This is a genomic window from Bacillus cereus group sp. MG20 (assembly GCF_040459885.1).
Taxonomy (GTDB): domain Bacteria; phylum Bacillota; class Bacilli; order Bacillales; family Bacillaceae_G; genus Bacillus_A; species Bacillus_A cereus.
In genome coordinates this window covers 3,117,603-3,138,363 of sequence record NZ_JARVHF010000001.1, presented here as the reverse complement: position 1 = coordinate 3,138,363, position 20,761 = coordinate 3,117,603, and the positions used below count along the sequence as shown (strand labels likewise).

Below are 20,761 nucleotides of genomic sequence, written 5' to 3'. Positions count from 1 at the left end.
TCTATAAAGACTCATTAAGAGTCTTTATAGACTTATTTTCCTTACACATTAGACTTTTCTTTCTCCCAGAAAAACTTACCCGATTGAGAAATAAACTCCCCAACAGAATCTAACACTAAATCAGCAAGTGGTTCTAATGTTGGACGATCCCCCGTACCAGAAAGGACTCCAATTGCATAGCAATCACCGCCATTTTTAGCTAAATGTAAATCCGTTGGCGTATCTCCAACAACCGCAACCTCACATGATTCTAAATTAAATTTCTCACAAAACACTTCTATAATCTTTTTATCTGGTTTTTGCGCAGGGAATGTATCCGAGGCTATAATATAATCAAAAAAGTTCTCCAACTTATATTGTTTTAAAAATAATTCTGTTGGTGCAAAATCATCCGCCGTGACAACCCCTAATATAAATCCTTTATCTTTTAATGCCTGTAACACTTTCGGTAAATCCGCTGTCATTTTCATATGCGAACGATACTCATACATAAGGGAAAATAACTTCTCACTTACCCAATGATGCATCTCTTCTTCTCTAGCAGACTCAATATAATTACAAAGCCCCTTCGCTACATCAAGGCTTGTTCCAGCAGCTATTGCACTCCTCGGATTAACAAATGCTCCCTCTACACCAATCTCTTCTAATAAGGTCTGCCCTATTGTACTTGGTAAATGATATAAACTTATACATTCAGCTACAAGTTCTTCAGCTACTTTTATCCATATTGAATGAAAATCCATTAATGTCCCATCTTTATCAAATAGTATTGCTTTTACCTTCTCCATAGCATCCTACCTCTCGTTTCTTATCTCCTCCAGTGTATCAATAAAATATGGATGTAAAATAAAAGAATTGTAAAAATACCATAAAAATCAAACTAACTCCCAATTTACAATTCATTTTAACAAAGTAAAAAAGGATGCCTTTACAGGGCATCCTCTTGATGTTCAGGAACAAATAGTTCTAAACAATGATATATATTTTCGAATTCCATCGGTGCATCTCCACCATACTCACCATCTAAATTAATCATTAGTTTATCTGGTGAATGTACTTTAATTCGGTTCGCTTGTGTATATAACACTTTTGGATTGTTAATATGTTCACCACGTTGTGCTTGTGTTGCTGCTTTAATCAAATCAGCGATAGAACCTTTTTTCAGTACTAATAGATCAAATAACCCATCGTTAATAGATGCATACGGTGCTACCTTTTCAAATCCACCTACTGAACGAGTATTCGTAATTAAAAACATTGTAATTTCTTCTTGTAGTAATTTTCCATCATACTCAATTTCAACATATGTTGGATGTAATGATGGTAACATCTCGATACCTTTTAGGTAATAAGCAAGTTGTCCTAATACTGTCTTTAACTTACTCGGTACCTCGTATGTTAATTCTGTAATACGACCGCCACCAGCGATGTTAATAAAATATGTATCGTTCGCTCTACCAAGGTCTAATGGCACTGTTTTTCCTTCGCAAATAATATCTGCTGCCTCTTCAATAGAACGAGGTACACCAATCGCACGTGCAAAGTCATTTGTCGTTCCAACTGGAATAATTCCAAATTTCGGACGGAATTCATGCCCAACTAAACCGTTTACTACTTCATTTAACGTACCGTCGCCACCAGCCGCAATAACAACATCAAACTTACGATCCGCAGCTTGCCTCGCCGCCACAGTAGCGTCTCCAGGACCCGTTGTCGCATGACAAGATGTCTCATAGCCAGCTTGTTCTAATTTTTGTAATACTTCTGGTAAGCTCTTCTTAAATAGCTCACGCCCAGAAGTAGGATTATAAATAATTCTTGCTCGCTTCATCATTTATTAGCACAGGAAATTTCTTTATGTATCGAAAAAGAACATACTGAACTTCTATTCAGTATTCCCATGCCTACCTCCTCTCATCTTGCTATCCTTCTTTTATCCCGCTCAAACAGGCAGTAAGAACCCGATTCGTGTAGTCCATCAAAAGTAAATATTCATTTCAATGGTTTTTTTATTTGACCCAAAAATTTATCCCGCTATTTGCAGGCAGTAAATGCCCGATTGGTGAGGGCTAATAATCAGTGTTGGATGAACCTCCTACTGATTAAAGTTTCACTTTATTTCTATCCATTCTTCCATAAAAATTTACATATAACGAATAATAACTATCTATTATTTCATGAGATGAAAAAAACCTCTATGTTTAGATTTATCATTATTCCCACCTTTTTGCAACTATCATACCATAGTTGCTATACAAACATTTTTCCACTTTTGACAGTTAATCAAACGTTTGTTTAAACGATTTTGTCTCATTTAAACAAACGTTTGATTAACCTAGAAAAACACCCATGTACGGGTGTTTTTCTGCTTAATCTTTAAAAGTCACTACTATTATCGCTTATTAATCTCTTCAAGTAAGATTTTGTTAACAAGCGGTGGATTTGCTTGTCCTTTTGTAGCTTTCATAATTTGACCAACTAAGAAGCCAATTGCACGGTCTTTACCGTTTTTAAAGTCTTCGATAGATTGCTCATTATTATCAAGAATTTCTGTTACAACTTTACGAAGTGTACCCTCGTCAGAAATTTGAACAAGACCTTTCGCTTTTACGATTTCTTCTGGGTCTCCACCTTTTTCAATTAATTCATTAAATACTTTCTTCGCGATTTTAGAAGAAATTGTACCTTTTTCAATTAATTGAACCATTTTAGATAAACCAGCAGGCGTTAATGCAACGTCTTTTAATTCTTTTTGTTGTTTGTTTAAGTATGCAAGTACTTCACCCATTAACCAGTTCGATGTTAATTTCGCATCAGCACCGTCTGCAACAGTTGCTTCAAAGAAATCAGACATCTCTTTCGTTAATGTTAACACGTGTGCATCATAAGCTGGTAAGCCTAGTTCTGCAACGTAGCGAGCTTTACGTGCATCTGGAAGTTCTGGAATAGAAGCTCGAACTGCTTCTTTCCACTCATCATCGATGTAAAGTTCAACTAAGTCTGGCTCTGGGAAGTAACGGTAATCGTCAGATCCTTCTTTCACACGCATTAAGATTGTTTTCTTCGTTGCTTCATCATAACGACGTGTTTCTTGTTGGATGATACCACCAGATAACAATTCTTTTTCTTGGCGCACTTGCTCATGCTCAAGACCTTTTTGTACGTAAGTGAATGAGTTTAAGTTTTTCAGTTCCGCTTTTGTACCGAACTTTTCTTGTCCAACTGGACGAAGAGAAATGTTCGCATCACAACGCAGAGAACCTTCTTCCATCTTACAATCAGATACACCGGTGTATTGAATGATTGATTTTAACTTCTCTAAGTATGCATATGCTTCTTCTGGCGTACGCATATCTGGCTCAGATACGATCTCGATTAAAGGCATACCTTGACGGTTGTAGTCTACTAATGAACCATCAGCTGTATGCGTTGATTTACCAGCATCTTCTTCTAAATGAAGACGTGTAATACCGATACGTTTCTTTTTACCGTCTACTTCGATTTCAATCCAACCATTTTCACCAATTGGCTTATCAAATTGAGAGATTTGGTAAGCTTTCGGGTTATCTGGATAGAAATAGTTTTTACGGTCAAACTTCGTTTCCGTTGCGATTTCACAGTTTAATGCCATTGCAGCTTTCATTGCAAAGTTAACTGCTTCTTTATTTAAAGTAGGAAGTACCCCTGGGTATCCTAAGTCAATTACACTTGTTTGTGTATTTGGCTCCGCTCCGAATTCTGTTGGACTCGCAGAGAAAATTTTCGAATTTGTTTTTAACTCAACGTGAACCTCTAAACCAATAATTGTTTCTAAATTCATCTATGCTCGCCTCCTTACAGACTTGCTTTTTTTGTATGATAGTCTGTTGCTTGCTCAAACGCATGTGCAACGCGGTAAATTGTCGCTTCATCGAAGTGTTTACCAATGATTTGTAGACCAAGTGGCATGTTGTTAGCACCAAATCCACATGGAACTGAAATCGCTGGAACACCCGCTAAGTTTACTGGGATTGTTAAAATGTCATTTGCATACATCGTCATTGGATCGTCAACTTTTTCTCCCACTTTAAATGCCGGAGTTGGTGTTGTTGGTCCAATAATAACATCATAGTTAGCAAATACATTTTCAAAATCGTTCTTAATTAATGTACGTACTTGTTGTGCTTTTTTGTAATATGCATCATAGTAACCAGAGCTAAGAGCAAATGTACCAAGCATAATACGACGTTTAACTTCATCACCGAAACCTTCACTACGTGTGTTTTTGTAAAGATCTAATAAGTTATTTACATTATCAGAACGAACACCGTAACGCACGCCATCAAAGCGTGAAAGGTTAGCAGATGCTTCAGAAGAAGATAGTAAGTAATACGTTGCTAGAGCGTATTTAGAGTGTGGAAGAGATACTTCCTCCCAAGTTGCGCCCATACCTTCTAATACTTTTAAAGCAGCTAGTACTGACTCACGAGCTTCTTCGCCAACACCTTCGCCTAAGTATTCTTTCGGTACAGCAATGCGTAAACCTTTAACATCGCCTGTTAAACCAGCTAAATAGTTTCCAACTTCAACGTTTGCAGAAGTTGCATCCATGCGGTCAATACCTGAAATAGCTTGTAATAAGTATGCATTGTCTTCTACTGTACGTGTAATCGGTCCGATTTGGTCAAGTGAAGATGCGAATGCTACTAATCCGTAACGAGATACGCGTCCGTAAGTTGGTTTTAAACCTACAACACCGCAATATGCAGCTGGCTGACGGATAGAACCACCCGTATCAGAACCTAGAGAGAATAGTACTTCTCCTGCTGCTACAGCTGCTGCAGAACCACCACTAGATCCGCCCGGAACGTAATCTAAGTTCCATGGGTTTTTCGTAGCGTAGAATCCTGAGTTTTCATTTGAAGAACCCATTGCAAACTCGTCCATGTTTAATTTACCGATTGTAATCGTGTCAGCAGCTTTTAGCTTTTGCACAACTGTCGCATCATAAATTGGATCGAAGTTTGCTAGCATTTTGCTCGCACAAGTTGTACGAAGGCCGTTAGTTACAATGTTATCTTTTACACCAATTGGCATACCGAATAATAAACCATTATCTTCAGCGCCGATTTTTGCATCTAATTCTTTCGCTTTTGCGCGTGCATTTTCTTCATCTAATGTAAGAAAAGCTTTTACGTTATCTTCAACATCCGCAATACGTTTGTAAGATTCTTCTACTAAATCCGTAACGGAAATTTCTTTGCTGTTTAACTTCTTATGTAACTCTGATACTGAATGATCAAATAATGACATCGAAATTCCCCTCCTCTATTCTAATACTGCTGGAACACGGATTTGATTATCTTTGTGATCCGGTGCATTTTTTAATACTTCTTCGACTGGTAAACCTTTTTCTGGTACATCTTCACGCATAACATTTTTCATCGTTAATACATGAGTTGTTGGTTTTACATCTGTTGTATCTAATTCATTTAACTGTTCTGCAAATGTAACAATTGCATCTAGTTGTTTTTGAAATTTTTCTGCTTCTTGATCAGTAATTGCAAGACGTGCTAAATGTGCTACGTGCTTTACATTCTCAACGGAAATTCTTGACACGGCTAGGCCACCTCCATAATATATCGTTCAATCTACAATACTATTGATGATACCAAATTTTCAGTACTTCAAGCAAGTCAACACACAGTACTTACGCCATTTTTACATAAAAAAAGAAAGGCAAATGCCTTTCTTTACAATTTACTCTTTATCTAACGGTTTATTTTTCGGAAATCTCTCGTTATCTTCTTCATTATCACGAATTGTTTTTTGTAATACAAAACAAGACATCGTTAAAAATAATGTTCCAATTAAATAGTATCCTTTTACACTAAGCGTTTCATCTAACGTATAAATCCCAATTAGCATACCTGAAAGCGCACAAACAAATGAAGTCCATGCTAAAAACGTGAACGCTTGCGTATTACGTCTTCTCATCGTTCTCCCCCTCGTTAGCTGTATACCCATTATAGATAAGTATATTTACCATGATGGATTTTTATGTAAATTCTAGTTTTATATTTATAAATCTATCATAAAAGAATACTATTTCAAAGAAAGTTTTCTGCCTAATCTGAAAAAATAATTAAAATCATTGACAATTATTTCTATTCTACATAAAATAAAAATAAATATTACGAACCTCGAAATATACGGGAGTGGAATTAATTGTTGCAATATGAACATTTTTTAGACTTACTGCTAGATAACGCCAAGAAACTTTTCTATCCTGAAGAATGGGTAAGCCTAGATTTAACACTTTCTAAAACAGAAGTATTTTGTTTACTTTGGATGGAACGAAATACAGATATTACAATGACGAAAATTGCTGACCTTCTTGATATACCGATGAGTACAACGACGGGCGTTGTAAATCGCCTTGTAAAAAAGGGATATATTGAACGCTACCGTGATGAAAACGACCGACGTATTGTATTAATTCGGTTAACAGAAACCGGCGTAATGCTCGTTCAAGAAGTAAAACAAAATGCAGCCCATTACTTTAGCTTAGTGACAGAAGCATTGTCAGAAGAAGAAAAAGCATTCTTACTACAAATCTTCCAAAAGATTATGAATCACATTGCTACCTCACAGCAAAAAACAGAAGAAAAGGTTTCTACACCTAAAATGAAAAACATTCCGATTGAATAAAACCCTATCTGGGTTTTTATTCAACCATTTACTTCGACACTCGTAATATTCGACATTCGAAACAAAGGGGATATGAATGATGAGAATTATCTTGTATACAGGTAAAGGCGGCGTAGGAAAAACTAGCATTTCAGCAGCAACAGCAATTCAAAGCGCAAAACAAGGATTAAAAACTTTAGTCATGAGTACAGATCCTGCTCATAGTTTAGGAGATTCATTTGGTATAAAGCTATCTTCTGAGCCATTAGAAATTCGTGAAAATTTGTGGGCACAAGAAATTAATACGATTTATGAGATGGAAAAAGGATGGGGAAAATTACAGAAATATATTACACTACTCTTCACTTCCAAAGCAGCCGATGATATTACAACAGAAGAATTAACGATGTTTCCTGGTATGGAAGATTTAATTAGCTTACTTCGCGTACTCGATTATTATAAACAAAACACATATGATGTTATCATTATTGATTGTGCTCCAACAGGAGAAACATTAGCAATGCTAAGCTTTCCAGACATGCTCGGCTGGTGGATGGAAAAATTGTTTCCTATTAAAAGAAAAGTTTTAAAAGTCGTTCGTCCTGTAGCTCAACCACTCCTTGGTGTCCCTCTTCCAACCGACGATATTATGGACGAATTAACAAATACACTTGAACAGCTCGGAGAAATGAGAGATATTTTATCAAATCGAGAAGTAACAAGTATCCGCATCGTTGTAAATCCTGAAAAAATGGTCATTAAAGAAGCTCAGCGTAGCTTTACTTATTTAAATTTATACGATTATAACGTAGATGCCATTATGATTAATCGCGTCATCCCTAACACCGTCACCGATCCTTATTTTCAAGCATGGAAAGATACGCAAAAGAAATATAAAACATTAATTCAAAATAGTTTTGATCCACTTCCTATTTACGAAGCTCCAATGTTTGAACAAGAAGTTGTTGGTTTACCTATGTTAGAGCGTGTAGGAGATGCTTTATTTAAAACTGATCATTGTCCTACTGAAGTTAAATTTAACGGCCGCACACAATATGTAAGAAAAGATGGCGATGAGTATATTTTCATTCTTTCTATTCCCTTCTCAAACAAAAGTGAACTTTCATTAAATCAAAAAGGTGATGAGCTAATTATTCGAGCTGGCTCTGTGAAACGAAATATTACATTGCCAAAAACGTTAACACACCTTTCTATTCAAGGAGCAAAATTTGAAGAAGATATACTAAACATTCGGTTTGGAGGTGTAGTGCATGCATGAGGAACTACTACGAAGGGTAATTCGTACAAAAGTAAAAGTCGGGATGCATATATTAGAAGAGCTACCTAATCCAATCCAGCAATCAGCTAAGCAAATATTAAATATTTTGCAAGAGGAGCTAGCTGCTTATCCGAAAGAACGAGAGCATCATGAAAATAATTTAAAAAATATCATAATTGAATAACTATCTGTATAGAGGGCCTTTTTTAGGCTTTCTATACTTTATTGGAGTGATGTAAGTTGATGAAAAAGCATTCCACTACTATACTCTGGATCATTCCCTTATTATTTTTCATTCATAACCTTGAAGAAGCTTTCCAAATGCCACAATATCTTGCTAATCAATTTTCAATCTGCCTTATAACTAGCCAACAATTTTTCATTGCCATTTCCGTATTAACAATCTTTGTATTACTTATCATCTTTCTATATCAACTGAACTTCTTGTCTTCTATATACTGGATTATTTTTATACAAGGGGCTATCTTCTTCAACTCTGTTCAACATATTGTTTTGTTTTTCATTTATCGCTCCTATAACCCCGGCGTAATATCCGCAGTTTTCATTGTTATCTTTTCTATTTTCTTTTTTTCATCCCAAAAACACTTAATTCATAAAAAGCAATTCGTAATTATACTCATGTTCAGCTTATTTTCTTACCCCATTATAATTTGGATTACCTTACTATTTGCTAGTTGCTTTCATTCATAAAGTAAAACTTTAATCAGTAGGGGTTTTACGGGGTAAAAAAAGACCAGGAAAACTCCTGGTCCATTACTCTACTTAACAAACATGGGATTCTATGTTATACAAAATTGGAAGGTACAGAATTAGGGTTTGTTTGTTAAGTAGATTATATGTTGAACGAACTAACAGCGGAGGGGTTCCTTCTGTTAGTCCATTAAACCCAATGATTATTTCACGATTTTTTCAAGCTCCTCAAGTGAAAGATCTACTGAAATTGAACCATCATTTGTTTCTTTCTTAATTGCATCTGTTACTTCTTTTGAATGGTATAATTCAATTACTTTTTTCAGTGTTGGATCATCTTTATCTTTCGTACGAGCTGCGAAAATATTAATATAAGGCTTCGCATTTTCATTCTTTGGATCTTCTAAGAAAATAGGATCCTTCGCTGGATCTAATCCAGCTTGACCAGCAACACCGTTATTAATAACTGATGCCGCTACATCTTTTAACACACGAGGTGTTTGCTGTGCGATAACCGGCGTGATTTTTAACTTCTTCGGATTTTCAGCAATGCCGCTTGGATCTCCAAATAGACCAAAATCCTTTTTCAGCTTTAATAATCCAGCTGCATCAAGAAGTTTTAATGCACGTGCTTGGTTCGTTGGATCGTTTGGAATTGCAATTTCTGAACCATCTGGAATTTCATTTGCCTTCTTATATTTTTCAGAGTATAAACCCATTGGCGCAATTTGTGTTGTACCAACAGCTGTAATATCTAACTTATGCTCTTTTTTAAATTGCTCTAAGAAAGCAATATGCTGAAATGAGTTTAATTCAATATCTCCATCAGCTAAAGCTTTATTTGGAGTTGTATAATCAGAGAACTCCACCAGTTTAATCTTAATCCCTTCTTTTTCAGCTTTTTTCTTCAAAATTTCCCAAGCGTCTCCATCCGTTCCAGTTACACCGACGCGAACTACTTTTTCTTTCGCTCCTGCACCCGTGTCTCCACTTGAGCAGCCACTTAATGCTGAGACTCCTACAATCGCTGATAATGCAAATGCTAAAATTTTCTTCATTTTCTTTTCCTCTCTTCCTTTTTATGATCTACGTAACAAGACTTTCGCAAAGTAGTTTCCTAAATTTTGAGCTATCTGTACGAGAATAATAAGTAAAACAACCGTTACAAACATAACTGATGTATCAAAACGTTGATAACCATATGTCATTGCCAAGTCACCAAGACCGCCACCACCGACAAGCCCAGCAACTGCAGAAAATTCAATTAAACCAACTGTCATAAATGTGACACCTAAGATTAATGGTGCTAACGCTTCTGGTACAAGGATTTCAAAAACGATTCTAATTGGCGAGGCGCCCATTGCTTGTGCTGCCTCAATTACTCCTTTCGGAACGGAAACAAGATTTGTTTCAACCATTCTAGCAATACCAATTGATGCGACTAACGTCATCGGGAAAATTGCTGCTGCTGTTCCAATCGTCGTTCCAATAACGCTTCTCGTTAGTGGACTTAAAGCTACTAAAAAGATAATGAATGGTACCGGACGAATTGTATTAATTATGATGTTAAGAATAGAAAAGACCCATTTATTTTCTAAAAAGTTTCCTTTTCTCGTTACATATAAAAGTAAACCTAGAGGTATACCCAGAATTGTAGCGAATATAAGGGTTACAATTACCATTAAGAGGGTATCCCCCGTCGCATCTAGTATGCGCGGCCAAAATATACTCCAATCAACTCGCATGAGCTTCTACCTCCTTCAGCTGCACTTGCAGTCTTAGATGTTGTAATGCTTTTTGAATTTCCCTCTGCTCACCTTGCAATTCTACAAGCAGATTTCCAAATAGCACATTTTGAAGTTCAATAATATTTCCGTACAGTACATTTACATCGACGTTATAGTTTTTTGCGATATATGATAGTACCGGCTGTCCTGTCTCCTCACCAGTAAATGTTAGACGATAAATTTGACCACCATTTTGAATTTTCGCTAGAACACTTTCTGGTAAATGATCATTAATAACAGAACGTACAAAGTTTTGAGTCGTCTTTGTTTTGGATTGCGTGAAAACATCGAACAGTTTTCCTTCTTCAATAACTTTTCCCTTCTCCATTACAGCTACACGGTGACAAATTTCTTTCACAACATGCATTTCATGTGTAATAAGAAGGATTGTTAAATTGTATTCTCGATTTACTTTCTTTAATAAGTTTAGAATTTCTGTCGTCGTTTCTGGATCTAAGGCTGATGTTGCCTCATCACATATAAGAATATCTGGCGATGTCGCAAGTGCTCTAGCAATACCAACACGTTGCTTTTGTCCCCCTGATAGCTGTTCTGGATAATAGTTTGCTTTATCTTCTAACCCTACAAACTTCAGCAGTTCATTCACTCGTTCCTTTATCTCGTTCTTTGGCAATTTCGCTAACTTTAATGGATAAGCAATATTCCCAAATACTGTTCTTGAATTAAATAAATTAAAGCTTTGAAAAATCATTCCGATTCTTTGTCTTAGTTTGCGTAATTCTTTCGTCGATAATGATGTAATATCTTTATCATCTATTGCAATCGTTCCTGACGTTGGTCTCTCTAACATATTTACTAAGCGTAATAATGTACTCTTTCCAGCGCCACTAAAACCGATAATGCCAAAAATTTCGCCTTTCTCAACTGATAATGTTACATCCTCCACCGCATGAACAGATTGCCCAGCTGATTCATACACTTTACTTACATTGTTAAAAGAAATCATTTTTTCCCCTCCTATATGCTGTAAAAACTTGAAGTAGAGCTTTCGAGGTAAAATAAAAAGTGCTCTCCTTCTTATCAACCATAAAGATAAGAAGGAGAGCACTTATATGTACTCGTTCACAACTTCTCATCTTCCAAGCCTTTATATGGCTTGCTGGAGTTAGCACGGTATTAAAAAACCCGTTGCTGAGGTATCGTAGGGCCAGTCCCTCCACCTCTCTGGATAAGAATGTATCGATTTAATTGTCATTTAATTAATTCTCATTATAGAACTCAGAATAATAAGAGTCAATACATTTTTTAGAAAAATATTAATTATTCCTTTATTAAAATTTTCAGATGAAAATTCATGAGAAAATAGTAACTTTCAAGGTTATTTAAAATTCTTCTTCCTCATATTTTTAAACAGGAGAATCCTCTCTACGAATTGAATAAATTTATTTGAATATGAAACTCGGAGGCAGATAAATATATGAAAACAGCTCTTTTACTCGTCGATATTCAAAACGATTATTTTCCAAATGGAAAGATGGAATTGCGTAATCCAGTAGAAGCAAGCGAATATGCTAATCAGTTATTACAACACTTTAGAACAAACAGCGAATCTATTTTTCATATCCAACACGTAGCTATAAAAGATAACGCTACTTTTTTCCTACCTAATACAGAAGGTGTACATATTCACGAAAGCGTACGTCCACTTAGAGAAGAAACAGTTATAGTCAAACATTATCCAAATAGCTTCCGAGAAACTAATCTTCTAGAGCAATTACAGCGTTTAGACATTGAACATGTCGTCGTATGCGGGATGATGACTCATATGTGTATTGATGCTACAGTAAGGGCTGCATTTGATTTTGGTTTTCAATGTACCGTTATACACGATGCTTGTGCTACAAAAGACCTTTCTTTTAAGAACGCTACTATACCAGCTGTTTATATTCACAATACAATTTTAGCTAGTTTAAATGGCGTATATGCAAATGTAATAAGCACGAAAGAATTTTTAGCTACATAAAAAAACACTCCTTTCAGTGAGCAAAACCGAAAGGAGTGTTCCTTGTCGAACCATAGATTTTCTTTCAAATTGTATTATACAGGAAATTCTCAAAATGAATACTAAAAAATATGACTAATACGTCAACTTTTCTCATTATTTTATTTCTGTTTACATGTTTATCCCGCTATTAATAGGTTTTAGCTCATTCTCTTCGAACGACGGTAATATATGGGGTTTCAATTTTAAAAGGAGCTCTTCACATTTTGTGAAGAGCTCCTCTACTATTTCTTATAAAGTTTCAGAAGTAGTTTTTGCTTGCATGTGAAGTGCTAAGTAATCAGGTCCACCAGCTTTAGAGTCTGTACCAGACATGTTAAAGCCACCGAATGGTTGGTAACCTACGATTGCACCAGTACATCCACGGTTGAAGTATAAGTTACCAACGTGGAAGTCTTCACGTGCTTTTTCAATATGGTCACGGTTGTTAGTAATAACAGCACCTGTTAAACCGTATTCCGTATTGTTTGCAATTGCAAGTGCATGATCGAAGTCTTTTGCTTTACAGAATGCTACTACTGGTCCGAAGATTTCTTCTTTCATTAAGCGAGCATCTTCTGCAACATCAGCAACGATTGTTGGTTGGATGAACCAGCCTTTAGAATCGTCTCCTTCACCACCTGCTAAGATTCTACCTTCTTCTTTACCAATTGCAACATAGCTCATTACTTTATCGAATGCAGCTTGGTCATTAACAGGACCCATGTTTGTACCTAATACTGCTGGGTTAGCAACTGTTAATTCTTTTGTTAATTCAACAGCACGATTTAATACGTGATCGTATACATCTTCGTGGATTACTGCACGAGAACATGCAGAACATTTTTGTCCTGAGAATCCGAATGCTGATGCAACGATAGACTTAGCTGCTAATTCAAGATCTGCTTCTTTATCAACAACGATTGTATCTTTACCGCCCATTTCAGCGATAACGCGTTTTAACCAAATTTGGCCTGGGTTTACTTTCGCTGCACGCTCATAGATACGGATACCTACATCACGAGATCCCGTGAAGCTTACGAAACGTGTACGAGGATGATCTACTAAGTAGTCACCAACTTCAGAACCATTACCTGGAACGAAGTTTACTACGCCAGCTGGTAAGCCAGCTTCTTCTAATACTTCCATAAATTTCGCTGCTACTACAGGAGTTGTACTAGCTGGTTTTAGTAATACTGTGTTACCAGAAACTAAAGCAGCTGTTGTCATACCTGCCATAATTGCGAATGGGAAGTTCCAAGGAGAAATGATAACACCTACTCCTAATGGAATGTAAGAGAAACGATTATATTCAATTGGACGGCTTTCTACTGGAATACCGTCTTTTAATTTTAACATTTGACGACCATAATATTCCATAAAGTCGATTGCTTCTGCTGTATCAGCATCTGCCTCATTCCATGGCTTACCTGCTTCTTTTACAAGAATAGCAGAGAATTCATGTTTTCTGCGACGAACGATTGCTGCAGCACGGAATAAAATGTCTGCACGCATTTCTGGCTTTGATTTTCTCCAAGTTTGGAATGTTTCATCCGCTACTTGCATTGCTTTTTCAGCTAACTCACGGCTTGCTTTTGAAACACGACCAACAAGTTCCTCTTTATTTGCAGGGTTTACAGAAACAATTTTGTCTTCTGTAGTGATTTTTTCTCCCCCAATAATTAATGGATAGTCTTGTCCAAGATAAGATTCTACTTTCTTTAAACCTTCTTCAAACGCTAATTTGTTAGCCTCCACTGAAAAATCTGTAAATGGCTCATGTTTGTATGCTACTACCATTTTTTTTAGCCTCCCCTTAGAAAAACGTTTACATTTTACAACATTATTCTACACGATAATTTAGATTTATTCAAATATTCCTAGACTTATATTTTAAAAATTAATAAATTTTTAAAATATAATAAAAAAAAGAGATTCATACATGCGTATGAATCTACAAAATATGAGTATATTCCAAAACATTTTTCCCGATCAATAATATAGTAACCAATAAAAATAAAGTCCTTACATATCCAACGCCTTTTTGAACCGCAAACTTCGATCCCAAATAAGCACCTAAGATCATTGATAATCCCATGATAATACCGTATTCAAAATGAATTATGTCTAAAAATAAAAAAGTAATTAAAGATACAATATTACTAACAAAGTTCAAAAGTTTTCCAGATGCTGCCGCTTGAATAAAATCCAAACCAATTAATAAAAATGCAAAAATTAAAAATGACCCTGTCCCTGGTCCAAAAAATCCATCATAAAATCCTATCATTAAAATAACAAAGAAAAATATTAATGTTTTTCTTTGCGTCATCTTCTTATAGGTAGACACACTTCCCCAATTCTTTTTTGCAATAATATAAATAGCAATAAATACCAACATTACAAGTACTAATGGGCGTAAAATATCCGATGGAATAAATTTTACTACTAAAGCACCTGCAACAGCTCCAACAATAGTTAACGGGATTAACTTTCCTACAATTTTAAAATCAACTTTTCCTGATCGAATGAAATACATCGCACTCGTAAACGTCCCCATTGTTGCCGCTAATTTATTCGTTGCAATTGCTGAAGCCGGCGATAAGCCAACAAACATAAGCGCAGGAAGCGAAATTAACCCTCCTCCTCCAACAACGGAATCAATGAAAGCTGCTAAAAAACCGAATGCAATTAATAAAATAATGACTTGAAAACTTAATTCTTCCATGAACTTTACCCCTTACCCCTATTATTTACAACATTTTAAATTATAACAAAATTACATAAGAAAAAAAGCTGTTCCATAGAGGAACAGCCTTCATATTTAATCTAAAATTTTCACAAGTGGTTCATCTTGTTTTGCTTCACGTATAATAATAGCTTCTGGGCGTTCTACAGATTTAATCGTTACTTGTACTTTCATATAATTCGGGAAGTATTCCATAACAAGCCCTGCCACATATTGTGTAAAACCAATTATTTCAGCTTTTCCATTAAACTGGACAGGAATATCAAGCTTCATTTCTCTTAATTCATCATCTCTATACATACCAGTACCAATAACAGCTGTATAGTCGCCTTGGAAATAATCGCTTAGTTTTGCCTTAAAGTTGGATACTCTTGCAAGATCTTCACGTTTATTATCTGTTTTCGCTTGCTCTGATGGGAACAAATAGTATTTCTCATTAATTTGTTTCCAATCTTCAACCGTTTCACTACCTTTTTCTACATTTGCATAAGAAACAAAGTTACCTGGTACGAGCGAAGACTTTGGAGCTTGGCGATAAATCGCAAATGTTATCGGAATATTTTTTGTATCAGGTTGTTTTTGATGTATGACTTTCAAAATTTCTTGCGCCATTTTTTTCCCTTCAGCTAACATCTTTTCATCCGGGATGGCAGCTTCACGTGGATAACCATGCTCTTCGTTAAAATATTGAACAGAATTCATTGCTAATCCAACTACCATACCAACACGTTCCTCGCTGTTATCGCCTTTTTTCACATAATAATCATGCTCTAAAATATTTGAAATATATATTGGATTTTTTTTATTTTTCACTTCTAGTGATTCGGATCCCGTTCCTAATGCAGGGTTTAATCCTATATTAGGAAATTTAACTGCATCTTTTTTTAATTTGTCCTCTAGTTCCTTTTGTTCAGCATCTGTACGTTTTCTTTTAACAAGCATCTGTATCACTTGAGTATCTAGAGCACTTCCGCCTTTTAAAAAATTATCTTTCGTATTAAATGATTCTTTTGCAATTCGCATTAATCCTGTTTCAAATTCATCTATATCAAGACGACTATTTAGCCCTTGCACCACTAAACCACGTGCATTTCCACCATCAAATGGAATAGTCGTCTTATAATATTCATCCGAAATAGCGTATTTTGGAACAACTGATTGTTCTTTTGCTTTCCCCGATTTCTCAGCCACTTTTTCATCTTTGTCGGCACCTGCACTACACCCACTTACAAGTAGGCCCAGGCTTAATATCGCTAATGCTATTTTTTTCATGGTAAGTTTGCACCTCTTACTTATTTAGCTCTTGTAAGAACCTCTCTTCATTCCAAACCTCAACATTATGTTTCTCCGCTTGTGCTAATTTCGAACCAGCTGCTTCACCTGCAACAACCAAATCCGTACTCTTACTAACACTTCCTGTTACTTTTCCACCTAATGCCTCAATCTTCTTCTTCGCTTCACTTCGTCCCATAACTTCTAGCTTACCTGTTAAAACAACCGTTTTTCCTGCGAAGTAAGATTCAACATTTTGTAAATCTGCAATTTTTATACCTTTGTATGTCATATTCACGCCATACTCTTTAAACTGCTGTAATAATTCTAATACATCTTCATTATCAAAATATGTCACAACAGATTGAGCCATTTTTTCGCCAATTTCATTAATTGCTTTTAGTTCTTCTTCTGTTGCTTTTACAAGCTCATCCATCGTTTCAAAGTGCTCTGCAAATGTACGTGCTGCTTTCGCTCCAACGTGGCGAATTCCAAGACCAAATAATAATCGCTCTAACGAGTTTTCTTTAGAATTTTCAATTGCTTGTATTAAGTTTGTTGCTGATTTTTCACCAAAACGTTCTAACTGTAATAATTGCTCTTTCGTCAATGCATATAAATCAGCAAATGTACGAATATAATCTGCATCAAAGAGTTGTGTAATGACACGTTCTCCAAGTCCATCAATATTCATCGCATTTCTTGAAACGAAATGGATTAATCCCTCTCGAATTTGAGCCGGACAAGTCGGATTTATACATCGAAGTGCTACTTCTTCTTCTAAACGAACAAGTTCACTCTCACATGCTGGACAATGCGTTGGCATACGGTATTCTTCTTCTTCACCAGTACGCTTATCAAAAATAACGTTCACAACTTCAGGAATAATATCTCCAGCCTTCTTCACAACAACGTAGTCACCAATTCGAATGTCTTTTTCACGAATCAAATCTTCGTTATGTAAAGAAGCACGGCGAACAATCGTACCAGCAACTCTCACTGGCTCTAGCTCTGCAGTCGGCGTTACAACTCCTGTTCGGCCAACACTTAATTCAATGCCTGTTAGTCTCGTTACAACTTCTTCAGCTGGGAATTTATAAGCAATCGCCCATCGTGGACTCTTCGCTGTAGTTCCTAGACTTTCTTGAAGAGCAACATCATCTACTTTTATAACGATTCCATCAATCTCATAATCAAGATGCGGACGTTTTTCTTGCCATTCTTCTACATAAGCTATAACCTCTTCGATTGTTTCACATGTACGGCGATTTGGATTTGTCTTAAATCCGAGTTCACCTAAGAAATCAAGCGATTCACTGTGCGATGGAATTGTTTTTTCTTCTACATTCGCAAGACCGTACACAAACATAGATAAGTTACGCTTCGCTGCAATTTTCGGATCAAGTTGACGTATTGAACCTGCTGCTGCATTACGCGGATTCGCAAATACATCTTCTCCATTTTGCTCTTTTTCTTCATTTAGTTTAACGAATGAACGCTTCGGCATATAAGCTTCGCCTCGTGCTTCTAACGTTACTTCTTCATTTAAACGAAGTGGGATAGCTTTAATCGTTTTTAAATTTTGAGTAATATCTTCACCCGTTACACCATCACCACGTGTCGCCCCTTGAATGAAGCGTCCTTTTTCATAATGAAGCGAAACGGCAAGCCCGTCAATTTTTAATTCACATATATATCTTACATTCGCACCATCAATTCCTTGACATACTCTTCTGTCGAAATCACGCAAATCCCCTTCGTTAAATGCATTCCCTAAACTTAACATTGGTGACTTATGTGTTACTTTTTCAAATATATCAAGAATAGTTCCCCCAACGCGAACGGAGGGAGAATCTTCACTCATAAACTCTGGGTTCTCTGCTTCTAATTTTATAAGCTCCTGCATATCACGGTCATATTCCGCATCAGAAACAGAAGGATTGTCTAATACGTGATATTGATAATTAAATGTATTTAACAAATCACGCAGTTCTTCTATACGTTTTTTTGCTATCTCTTTTGACATATCCTCATTCCTTTCTATTGTTTCGTCACAGGTGCAAATTTTGCTAACAAACGTTTAACACCAATCGGGCTTGGGAACGCAATATCTAATTCTTTTGCATCACCTTCACCTTTTACACTTACAACTGTACCGATTCCCCATTTTTGGTGAGAAGCTTTATCGCCTACTGCCCAGCCAATTTGCTCACCGCCTGTCGTCTTAGCTGCTGGACGCGCGAAAGCTGAACGAGAGCGTGTTGTGGTTGTCGTTGTCATTTTACTGCTACTTGCTGTTCTGCCTTTTGCACCAAACGAATTTTCACGCTTCGGCGCTGTTTCATTTAATGATTCCACTAGTTCTGCCGGGATTTCTGTAATGAAGCGAGACGCAGCATTCATACTTGTTCTACCAAATAAAGTACGCATTTGCGCATTAGATAAATATAACTCTTCTTCTGCACGAGTAATACCTACATAAGCAAGACGACGTTCTTCTTGCATTTCATCCTCTTCCATAAGAGAACGAGTATGAGGGAATATCCCTTCCTCTAAACCAACAATAAAGACAACCGGGAACTCTAATCCTTTTGCTGAGTGCATCGTCATTAAAATAACTTCTTCACCAGCAGTTGGGTCTTCATCTACACGATCAATATCAGCAACAAGTGCTAAATCTGTTAAGAATGCAACAAGGCTCTTATCTTCACTTTGAGATTCAAATGTTTGCGTAACAGATAAGAATTCGTCTAAGTTTTCTAAACGACCTTCCGCTTCTAAAGAACGCTCATTTTTCAACATATCGCGATAGCCTGTTTTTTCAATAACTTCTTCTACTAATTCTGTAACAGATAAATACTCTTGCATATTTACCCAGTTGTGTAATAAACTTGCGAATTCTTTTACTGCCTTTGTAATTTTTGCACTTACTCCAACATGCTCAATCTCATCAAATACAGCAGTTAATGAAATTCCGTTTTGCACACCATAATTAATAATTTTATCGATAGAAGTCGCACCAATACCACGCTTTGGCATGTTAATAATACGTGCAAAACTAATTTCATCATCTGGATTACCGATTAAACGTAAGTACGCCAAAATATCTTTAATCTCTTTACGGTCGTAGAACTTAGTTCCCCCGACAATTTTGTAAGGAATGTTAGATTTAAGGAAAATCTCCTCGACCATACGAGACTGAGCATTCGTACGATATAGCACTGCAAAATCAGTGTATTTTCGTTTCCCCATTTGAAGATCGTCACGAATTTTTTTCGCAACAAAATATGCTTCGTCCTTTTCAGTTGCGGCACGATAATACGAGATTTTACTTCCAACTTGATTGTCTGTCCATAATTTCTTCGGTTTACGATTCGTATTTTTTTCAATAACAGCATTCGCTGCATTTAAAATATTTTGTGACGAACGATAGTTTTGTTCTAACAAAATTACCTGTGCATTCTCATAGTCTTTTTCAAATGACAAAATGTTAGAAATATCTGCACCACGCCAGCGATAAATAGACTGGTCAGAGTCACCTACAACGCAAAGATTTTTAAAACGTGCTGCCAAATGTTTAACAAGAAGATATTGCGCTTTGTTCGTATCTTGATACTCATCAACATGAATATATTGGAACTTACGCTGATAAAACTCTAATACTTCTGGAACACGTTCAAATAGCTGAATCGTCGTCATAATTAAATCATCAAAGTCTAATGAATTATTTTTCAAAAGACGTTTTTGATACTCTGTGTATACATCGCTCGTTAATTTTTCATATGGATCAGCCATTGTAATTTTTTTTGCATATTTATCCGCAGATAACAATTCATTTTTTGCATTACTAATACCCGCTAAAATAGAGCGCGGCTCAAATTTCTTCGGATCAATATTGCGCTCTTTCATAATTTTTTTGACTACAGTTAGCTGATCACCTGAATCTAAGATTGTAAAGTTACGATTAATACCAATACGATCGATATCGCGTCGTAAAATACGTACACACATAGAGTGGAACGTCGAAATCCAAATATCTTCTGCTTCTGGTCCCACAAGTTTATCAATACGCTCGCGCATTTCACGAGCTGCTTTATTTGTGAAGGTAATAGCTAGTACATTCCATGGTGCTACACCTTTTTCACCAAGCAAATACGCAATACGGTGTGTTAACACGCGTGTCTTACCACTACCTGCACCTGCCATTAGTAGCAGTGGTCCATTCGTTGTTTGTACTGCTTTTTGTTGCTGTGGATTTAAACCGTTTAATAACTTATCTGTCATACTCATATACG

19 protein-coding genes and 1 riboswitch are annotated in these 20,761 nt (G+C 36.2%); of the genes, 5 read left to right on the top strand and 14 right to left on the bottom strand.

The features are described from left to right. Positions 1–41 precede the first annotated feature (41 nt). From QCI81_RS16170 to QCI81_RS16145, 6 genes are all read right to left on the bottom strand, one after another. Positions 42–788, bottom strand: a complete 747-nt coding sequence (locus QCI81_RS16170; RefSeq protein WP_071731340.1) for an HAD family hydrolase — start codon at positions 786–788, stop codon at positions 42–44. Between the two features lie 140 nt (positions 789–928). Continuing rightward, on the bottom strand, positions 929–1,834 hold the full coding sequence (locus QCI81_RS16165) for a diacylglycerol kinase (RefSeq protein ID WP_000977679.1): 906 nt from the start codon (positions 1,832–1,834) through the stop codon (positions 929–931). 558 nt (positions 1,835–2,392) lie between these two features. After that, entirely contained in the window at positions 2,393–3,820 is a 1,428-nt protein-coding gene (gene gatB / locus QCI81_RS16160; RefSeq protein WP_001047685.1) for an Asp-tRNA(Asn)/Glu-tRNA(Gln) amidotransferase subunit GatB, read from the bottom strand. 14 nt (positions 3,821–3,834) lie between these two features. After that, positions 3,835–5,292 (bottom strand): Asp-tRNA(Asn)/Glu-tRNA(Gln) amidotransferase subunit GatA, encoded by a 1,458-nt coding sequence (gene gatA, locus QCI81_RS16155; protein ID WP_000051455.1) that lies wholly within the window; start codon positions 5,290–5,292, stop codon positions 3,835–3,837. Positions 5,293–5,307: 15 nt separating this feature from the next. Continuing rightward, positions 5,308–5,598 (bottom strand): Asp-tRNA(Asn)/Glu-tRNA(Gln) amidotransferase subunit GatC, encoded by a 291-nt coding sequence (gene gatC, locus QCI81_RS16150; RefSeq protein ID WP_000086999.1) that lies wholly within the window; start codon positions 5,596–5,598, stop codon positions 5,308–5,310. A gap of 141 nt (positions 5,599–5,739) precedes the next feature. Beyond that, complete coding sequence (locus tag QCI81_RS16145; RefSeq protein ID WP_001254393.1) at positions 5,740–5,976, bottom strand: YiaA/YiaB family inner membrane protein; 237 nt, start codon at positions 5,974–5,976, stop codon at positions 5,740–5,742. Between the two features lie 231 nt (positions 5,977–6,207). On the opposite strand from QCI81_RS16145, the gene QCI81_RS16140 reads away from it, so the two are divergent. The 4 genes from QCI81_RS16140 (at position 6,208) to QCI81_RS16125 (ending at position 8,659) form a co-directional block, all read left to right on the top strand. Continuing rightward, positions 6,208–6,690, top strand: a complete 483-nt coding sequence (locus QCI81_RS16140; RefSeq protein ID WP_000942489.1) for a MarR family winged helix-turn-helix transcriptional regulator — start codon at positions 6,208–6,210, stop codon at positions 6,688–6,690. A 76-nt stretch (positions 6,691–6,766) separates the two neighbouring features. Then, positions 6,767–7,948 (top strand): ArsA family ATPase, encoded by a 1,182-nt coding sequence (locus tag QCI81_RS16135; RefSeq protein ID WP_094194458.1) that lies wholly within the window; start codon positions 6,767–6,769, stop codon positions 7,946–7,948. Further along, positions 7,941–8,132 carry a DUF3926 domain-containing protein gene (locus tag QCI81_RS16130; protein WP_000544108.1) on the top strand — a complete coding sequence of 64 codons (192 nt, stop codon included), beginning with the start codon at positions 7,941–7,943 and terminating at the stop codon, positions 8,130–8,132. The genes QCI81_RS16135 and QCI81_RS16130 overlap by 8 nt, the downstream gene beginning before the upstream one ends. Before the next feature lie 59 nt (positions 8,133–8,191). Next, on the top strand, positions 8,192–8,659 hold the full coding sequence (locus QCI81_RS16125; RefSeq protein ID WP_071731342.1) for an HXXEE domain-containing protein: 468 nt from the start codon (positions 8,192–8,194) through the stop codon (positions 8,657–8,659). 203 nt (positions 8,660–8,862) lie between these two features. On the opposite strand, the gene QCI81_RS16120 is transcribed toward QCI81_RS16125, so the two are convergent. Genes QCI81_RS16120 through QCI81_RS16110 form a run of 3 tightly spaced genes read right to left on the bottom strand, consistent with a single transcriptional unit; the run spans position 8,863 to position 11,413 of the window. Next, on the bottom strand, positions 8,863–9,717 hold the full coding sequence (locus QCI81_RS16120) for a MetQ/NlpA family ABC transporter substrate-binding protein (protein WP_000721596.1): 855 nt from the start codon (positions 9,715–9,717) through the stop codon (positions 8,863–8,865). A gap of 21 nt (positions 9,718–9,738) precedes the next feature. Next, positions 9,739–10,404: a methionine ABC transporter permease gene (locus tag QCI81_RS16115; protein ID WP_001261865.1), complete on the bottom strand. Its 666-nt coding sequence runs from the start codon at positions 10,402–10,404 to the stop codon at positions 9,739–9,741. Further along, on the bottom strand, positions 10,394–11,413 hold the full coding sequence (locus QCI81_RS16110; RefSeq protein WP_353810849.1) for a methionine ABC transporter ATP-binding protein: 1,020 nt from the start codon (positions 11,411–11,413) through the stop codon (positions 10,394–10,396). The genes QCI81_RS16115 and QCI81_RS16110 overlap by 11 nt, the downstream gene beginning before the upstream one ends. Before the next feature lie 123 nt (positions 11,414–11,536). Continuing rightward, a riboswitch (SAM riboswitch) is annotated at positions 11,537–11,642 on the bottom strand. 242 nt (positions 11,643–11,884) lie between these two features. Between QCI81_RS16110 and QCI81_RS16105 the strand changes: the two genes are divergently transcribed. Then, complete coding sequence (locus tag QCI81_RS16105; RefSeq protein WP_000844913.1) at positions 11,885–12,430, top strand: cysteine hydrolase family protein; 546 nt, start codon at positions 11,885–11,887, stop codon at positions 12,428–12,430. A 270-nt stretch (positions 12,431–12,700) separates the two neighbouring features. On the opposite strand, the gene pruA is transcribed toward QCI81_RS16105, so the two are convergent. From pruA to pcrA, 5 genes are all read right to left on the bottom strand, one after another. Further along, positions 12,701–14,248 (bottom strand): L-glutamate gamma-semialdehyde dehydrogenase, encoded by a 1,548-nt coding sequence (gene pruA, locus QCI81_RS16100; RefSeq protein WP_000259555.1) that lies wholly within the window; start codon positions 14,246–14,248, stop codon positions 12,701–12,703. A 154-nt stretch (positions 14,249–14,402) separates the two neighbouring features. Continuing rightward, positions 14,403–15,173 carry a TSUP family transporter gene (locus QCI81_RS16095; protein WP_000391979.1) on the bottom strand — a complete coding sequence of 257 codons (771 nt, stop codon included), beginning with the start codon at positions 15,171–15,173 and terminating at the stop codon, positions 14,403–14,405. 96 nt (positions 15,174–15,269) lie between these two features. Continuing rightward, positions 15,270–16,466 carry a CamS family sex pheromone protein gene (locus QCI81_RS16090; RefSeq protein ID WP_000717010.1) on the bottom strand — a complete coding sequence of 399 codons (1,197 nt, stop codon included), beginning with the start codon at positions 16,464–16,466 and terminating at the stop codon, positions 15,270–15,272. Between the two features lie 16 nt (positions 16,467–16,482). Beyond that, on the bottom strand, positions 16,483–18,492 hold the full coding sequence (gene ligA, locus QCI81_RS16085) for an NAD-dependent DNA ligase LigA (protein ID WP_023520911.1): 2,010 nt from the start codon (positions 18,490–18,492) through the stop codon (positions 16,483–16,485). A gap of 14 nt (positions 18,493–18,506) precedes the next feature. Beyond that, positions 18,507–20,756, bottom strand: coding sequence for a DNA helicase PcrA (gene pcrA, locus QCI81_RS16080; RefSeq protein ID WP_002094226.1), 2,250 nt, complete (start codon positions 20,754–20,756; stop codon positions 18,507–18,509). Between the last annotated feature and the right edge of the window lie 5 nt (positions 20,757–20,761).

Coding starts and splice junctions, on each gene's coding strand:
- QCI81_RS16130 (WP_000544108.1), top strand. CDS start 7,941: ATGCATGAGGAACTACTACGAAGGGTAATTCGTACAAAAGTAAAAGTC.
- QCI81_RS16145 (WP_001254393.1), bottom strand. CDS start 5,976: ATGAGAAGACGTAATACGCAAGCGTTCACGTTTTTAGCATGGACTTCA.
- QCI81_RS16095 (WP_000391979.1), bottom strand. CDS start 15,173: ATGGAAGAATTAAGTTTTCAAGTCATTATTTTATTAATTGCATTCGGT.
- ligA (WP_023520911.1), bottom strand. CDS start 18,492: ATGTCAAAAGAGATAGCAAAAAAACGTATAGAAGAACTGCGTGATTTG.
- pruA (WP_000259555.1), bottom strand. CDS start 14,248: ATGGTAGTAGCATACAAACATGAGCCATTTACAGATTTTTCAGTGGAG.
- QCI81_RS16105 (WP_000844913.1), top strand. CDS start 11,885: ATGAAAACAGCTCTTTTACTCGTCGATATTCAAAACGATTATTTTCCA.
- QCI81_RS16090 (WP_000717010.1), bottom strand. CDS start 16,466: ATGAAAAAAATAGCATTAGCGATATTAAGCCTGGGCCTACTTGTAAGT.
- QCI81_RS16110 (WP_353810849.1), bottom strand. CDS start 11,413: ATGATTTCTTTTAACAATGTAAGTAAAGTGTATGAATCAGCTGGGCAA.
- QCI81_RS16115 (WP_001261865.1), bottom strand. CDS start 10,404: ATGCGAGTTGATTGGAGTATATTTTGGCCGCGCATACTAGATGCGACG.
- QCI81_RS16135 (WP_094194458.1), top strand. CDS start 6,767: ATGATGAGAATTATCTTGTATACAGGTAAAGGCGGCGTAGGAAAAACT.
- QCI81_RS16170 (WP_071731340.1), bottom strand. CDS start 788: ATGGAGAAGGTAAAAGCAATACTATTTGATAAAGATGGGACATTAATG.
- pcrA (WP_002094226.1), bottom strand. CDS start 20,756: ATGAGTATGACAGATAAGTTATTAAACGGTTTAAATCCACAGCAACAA.
- QCI81_RS16125 (WP_071731342.1), top strand. CDS start 8,192: ATGAAAAAGCATTCCACTACTATACTCTGGATCATTCCCTTATTATTT.
- gatA (WP_000051455.1), bottom strand. CDS start 5,292: ATGTCATTATTTGATCATTCAGTATCAGAGTTACATAAGAAGTTAAAC.
- gatB (WP_001047685.1), bottom strand. CDS start 3,820: ATGAATTTAGAAACAATTATTGGTTTAGAGGTTCACGTTGAGTTAAAA.
- QCI81_RS16165 (WP_000977679.1), bottom strand. CDS start 1,834: ATGATGAAGCGAGCAAGAATTATTTATAATCCTACTTCTGGGCGTGAG.
- QCI81_RS16120 (WP_000721596.1), bottom strand. CDS start 9,717: ATGAAGAAAATTTTAGCATTTGCATTATCAGCGATTGTAGGAGTCTCA.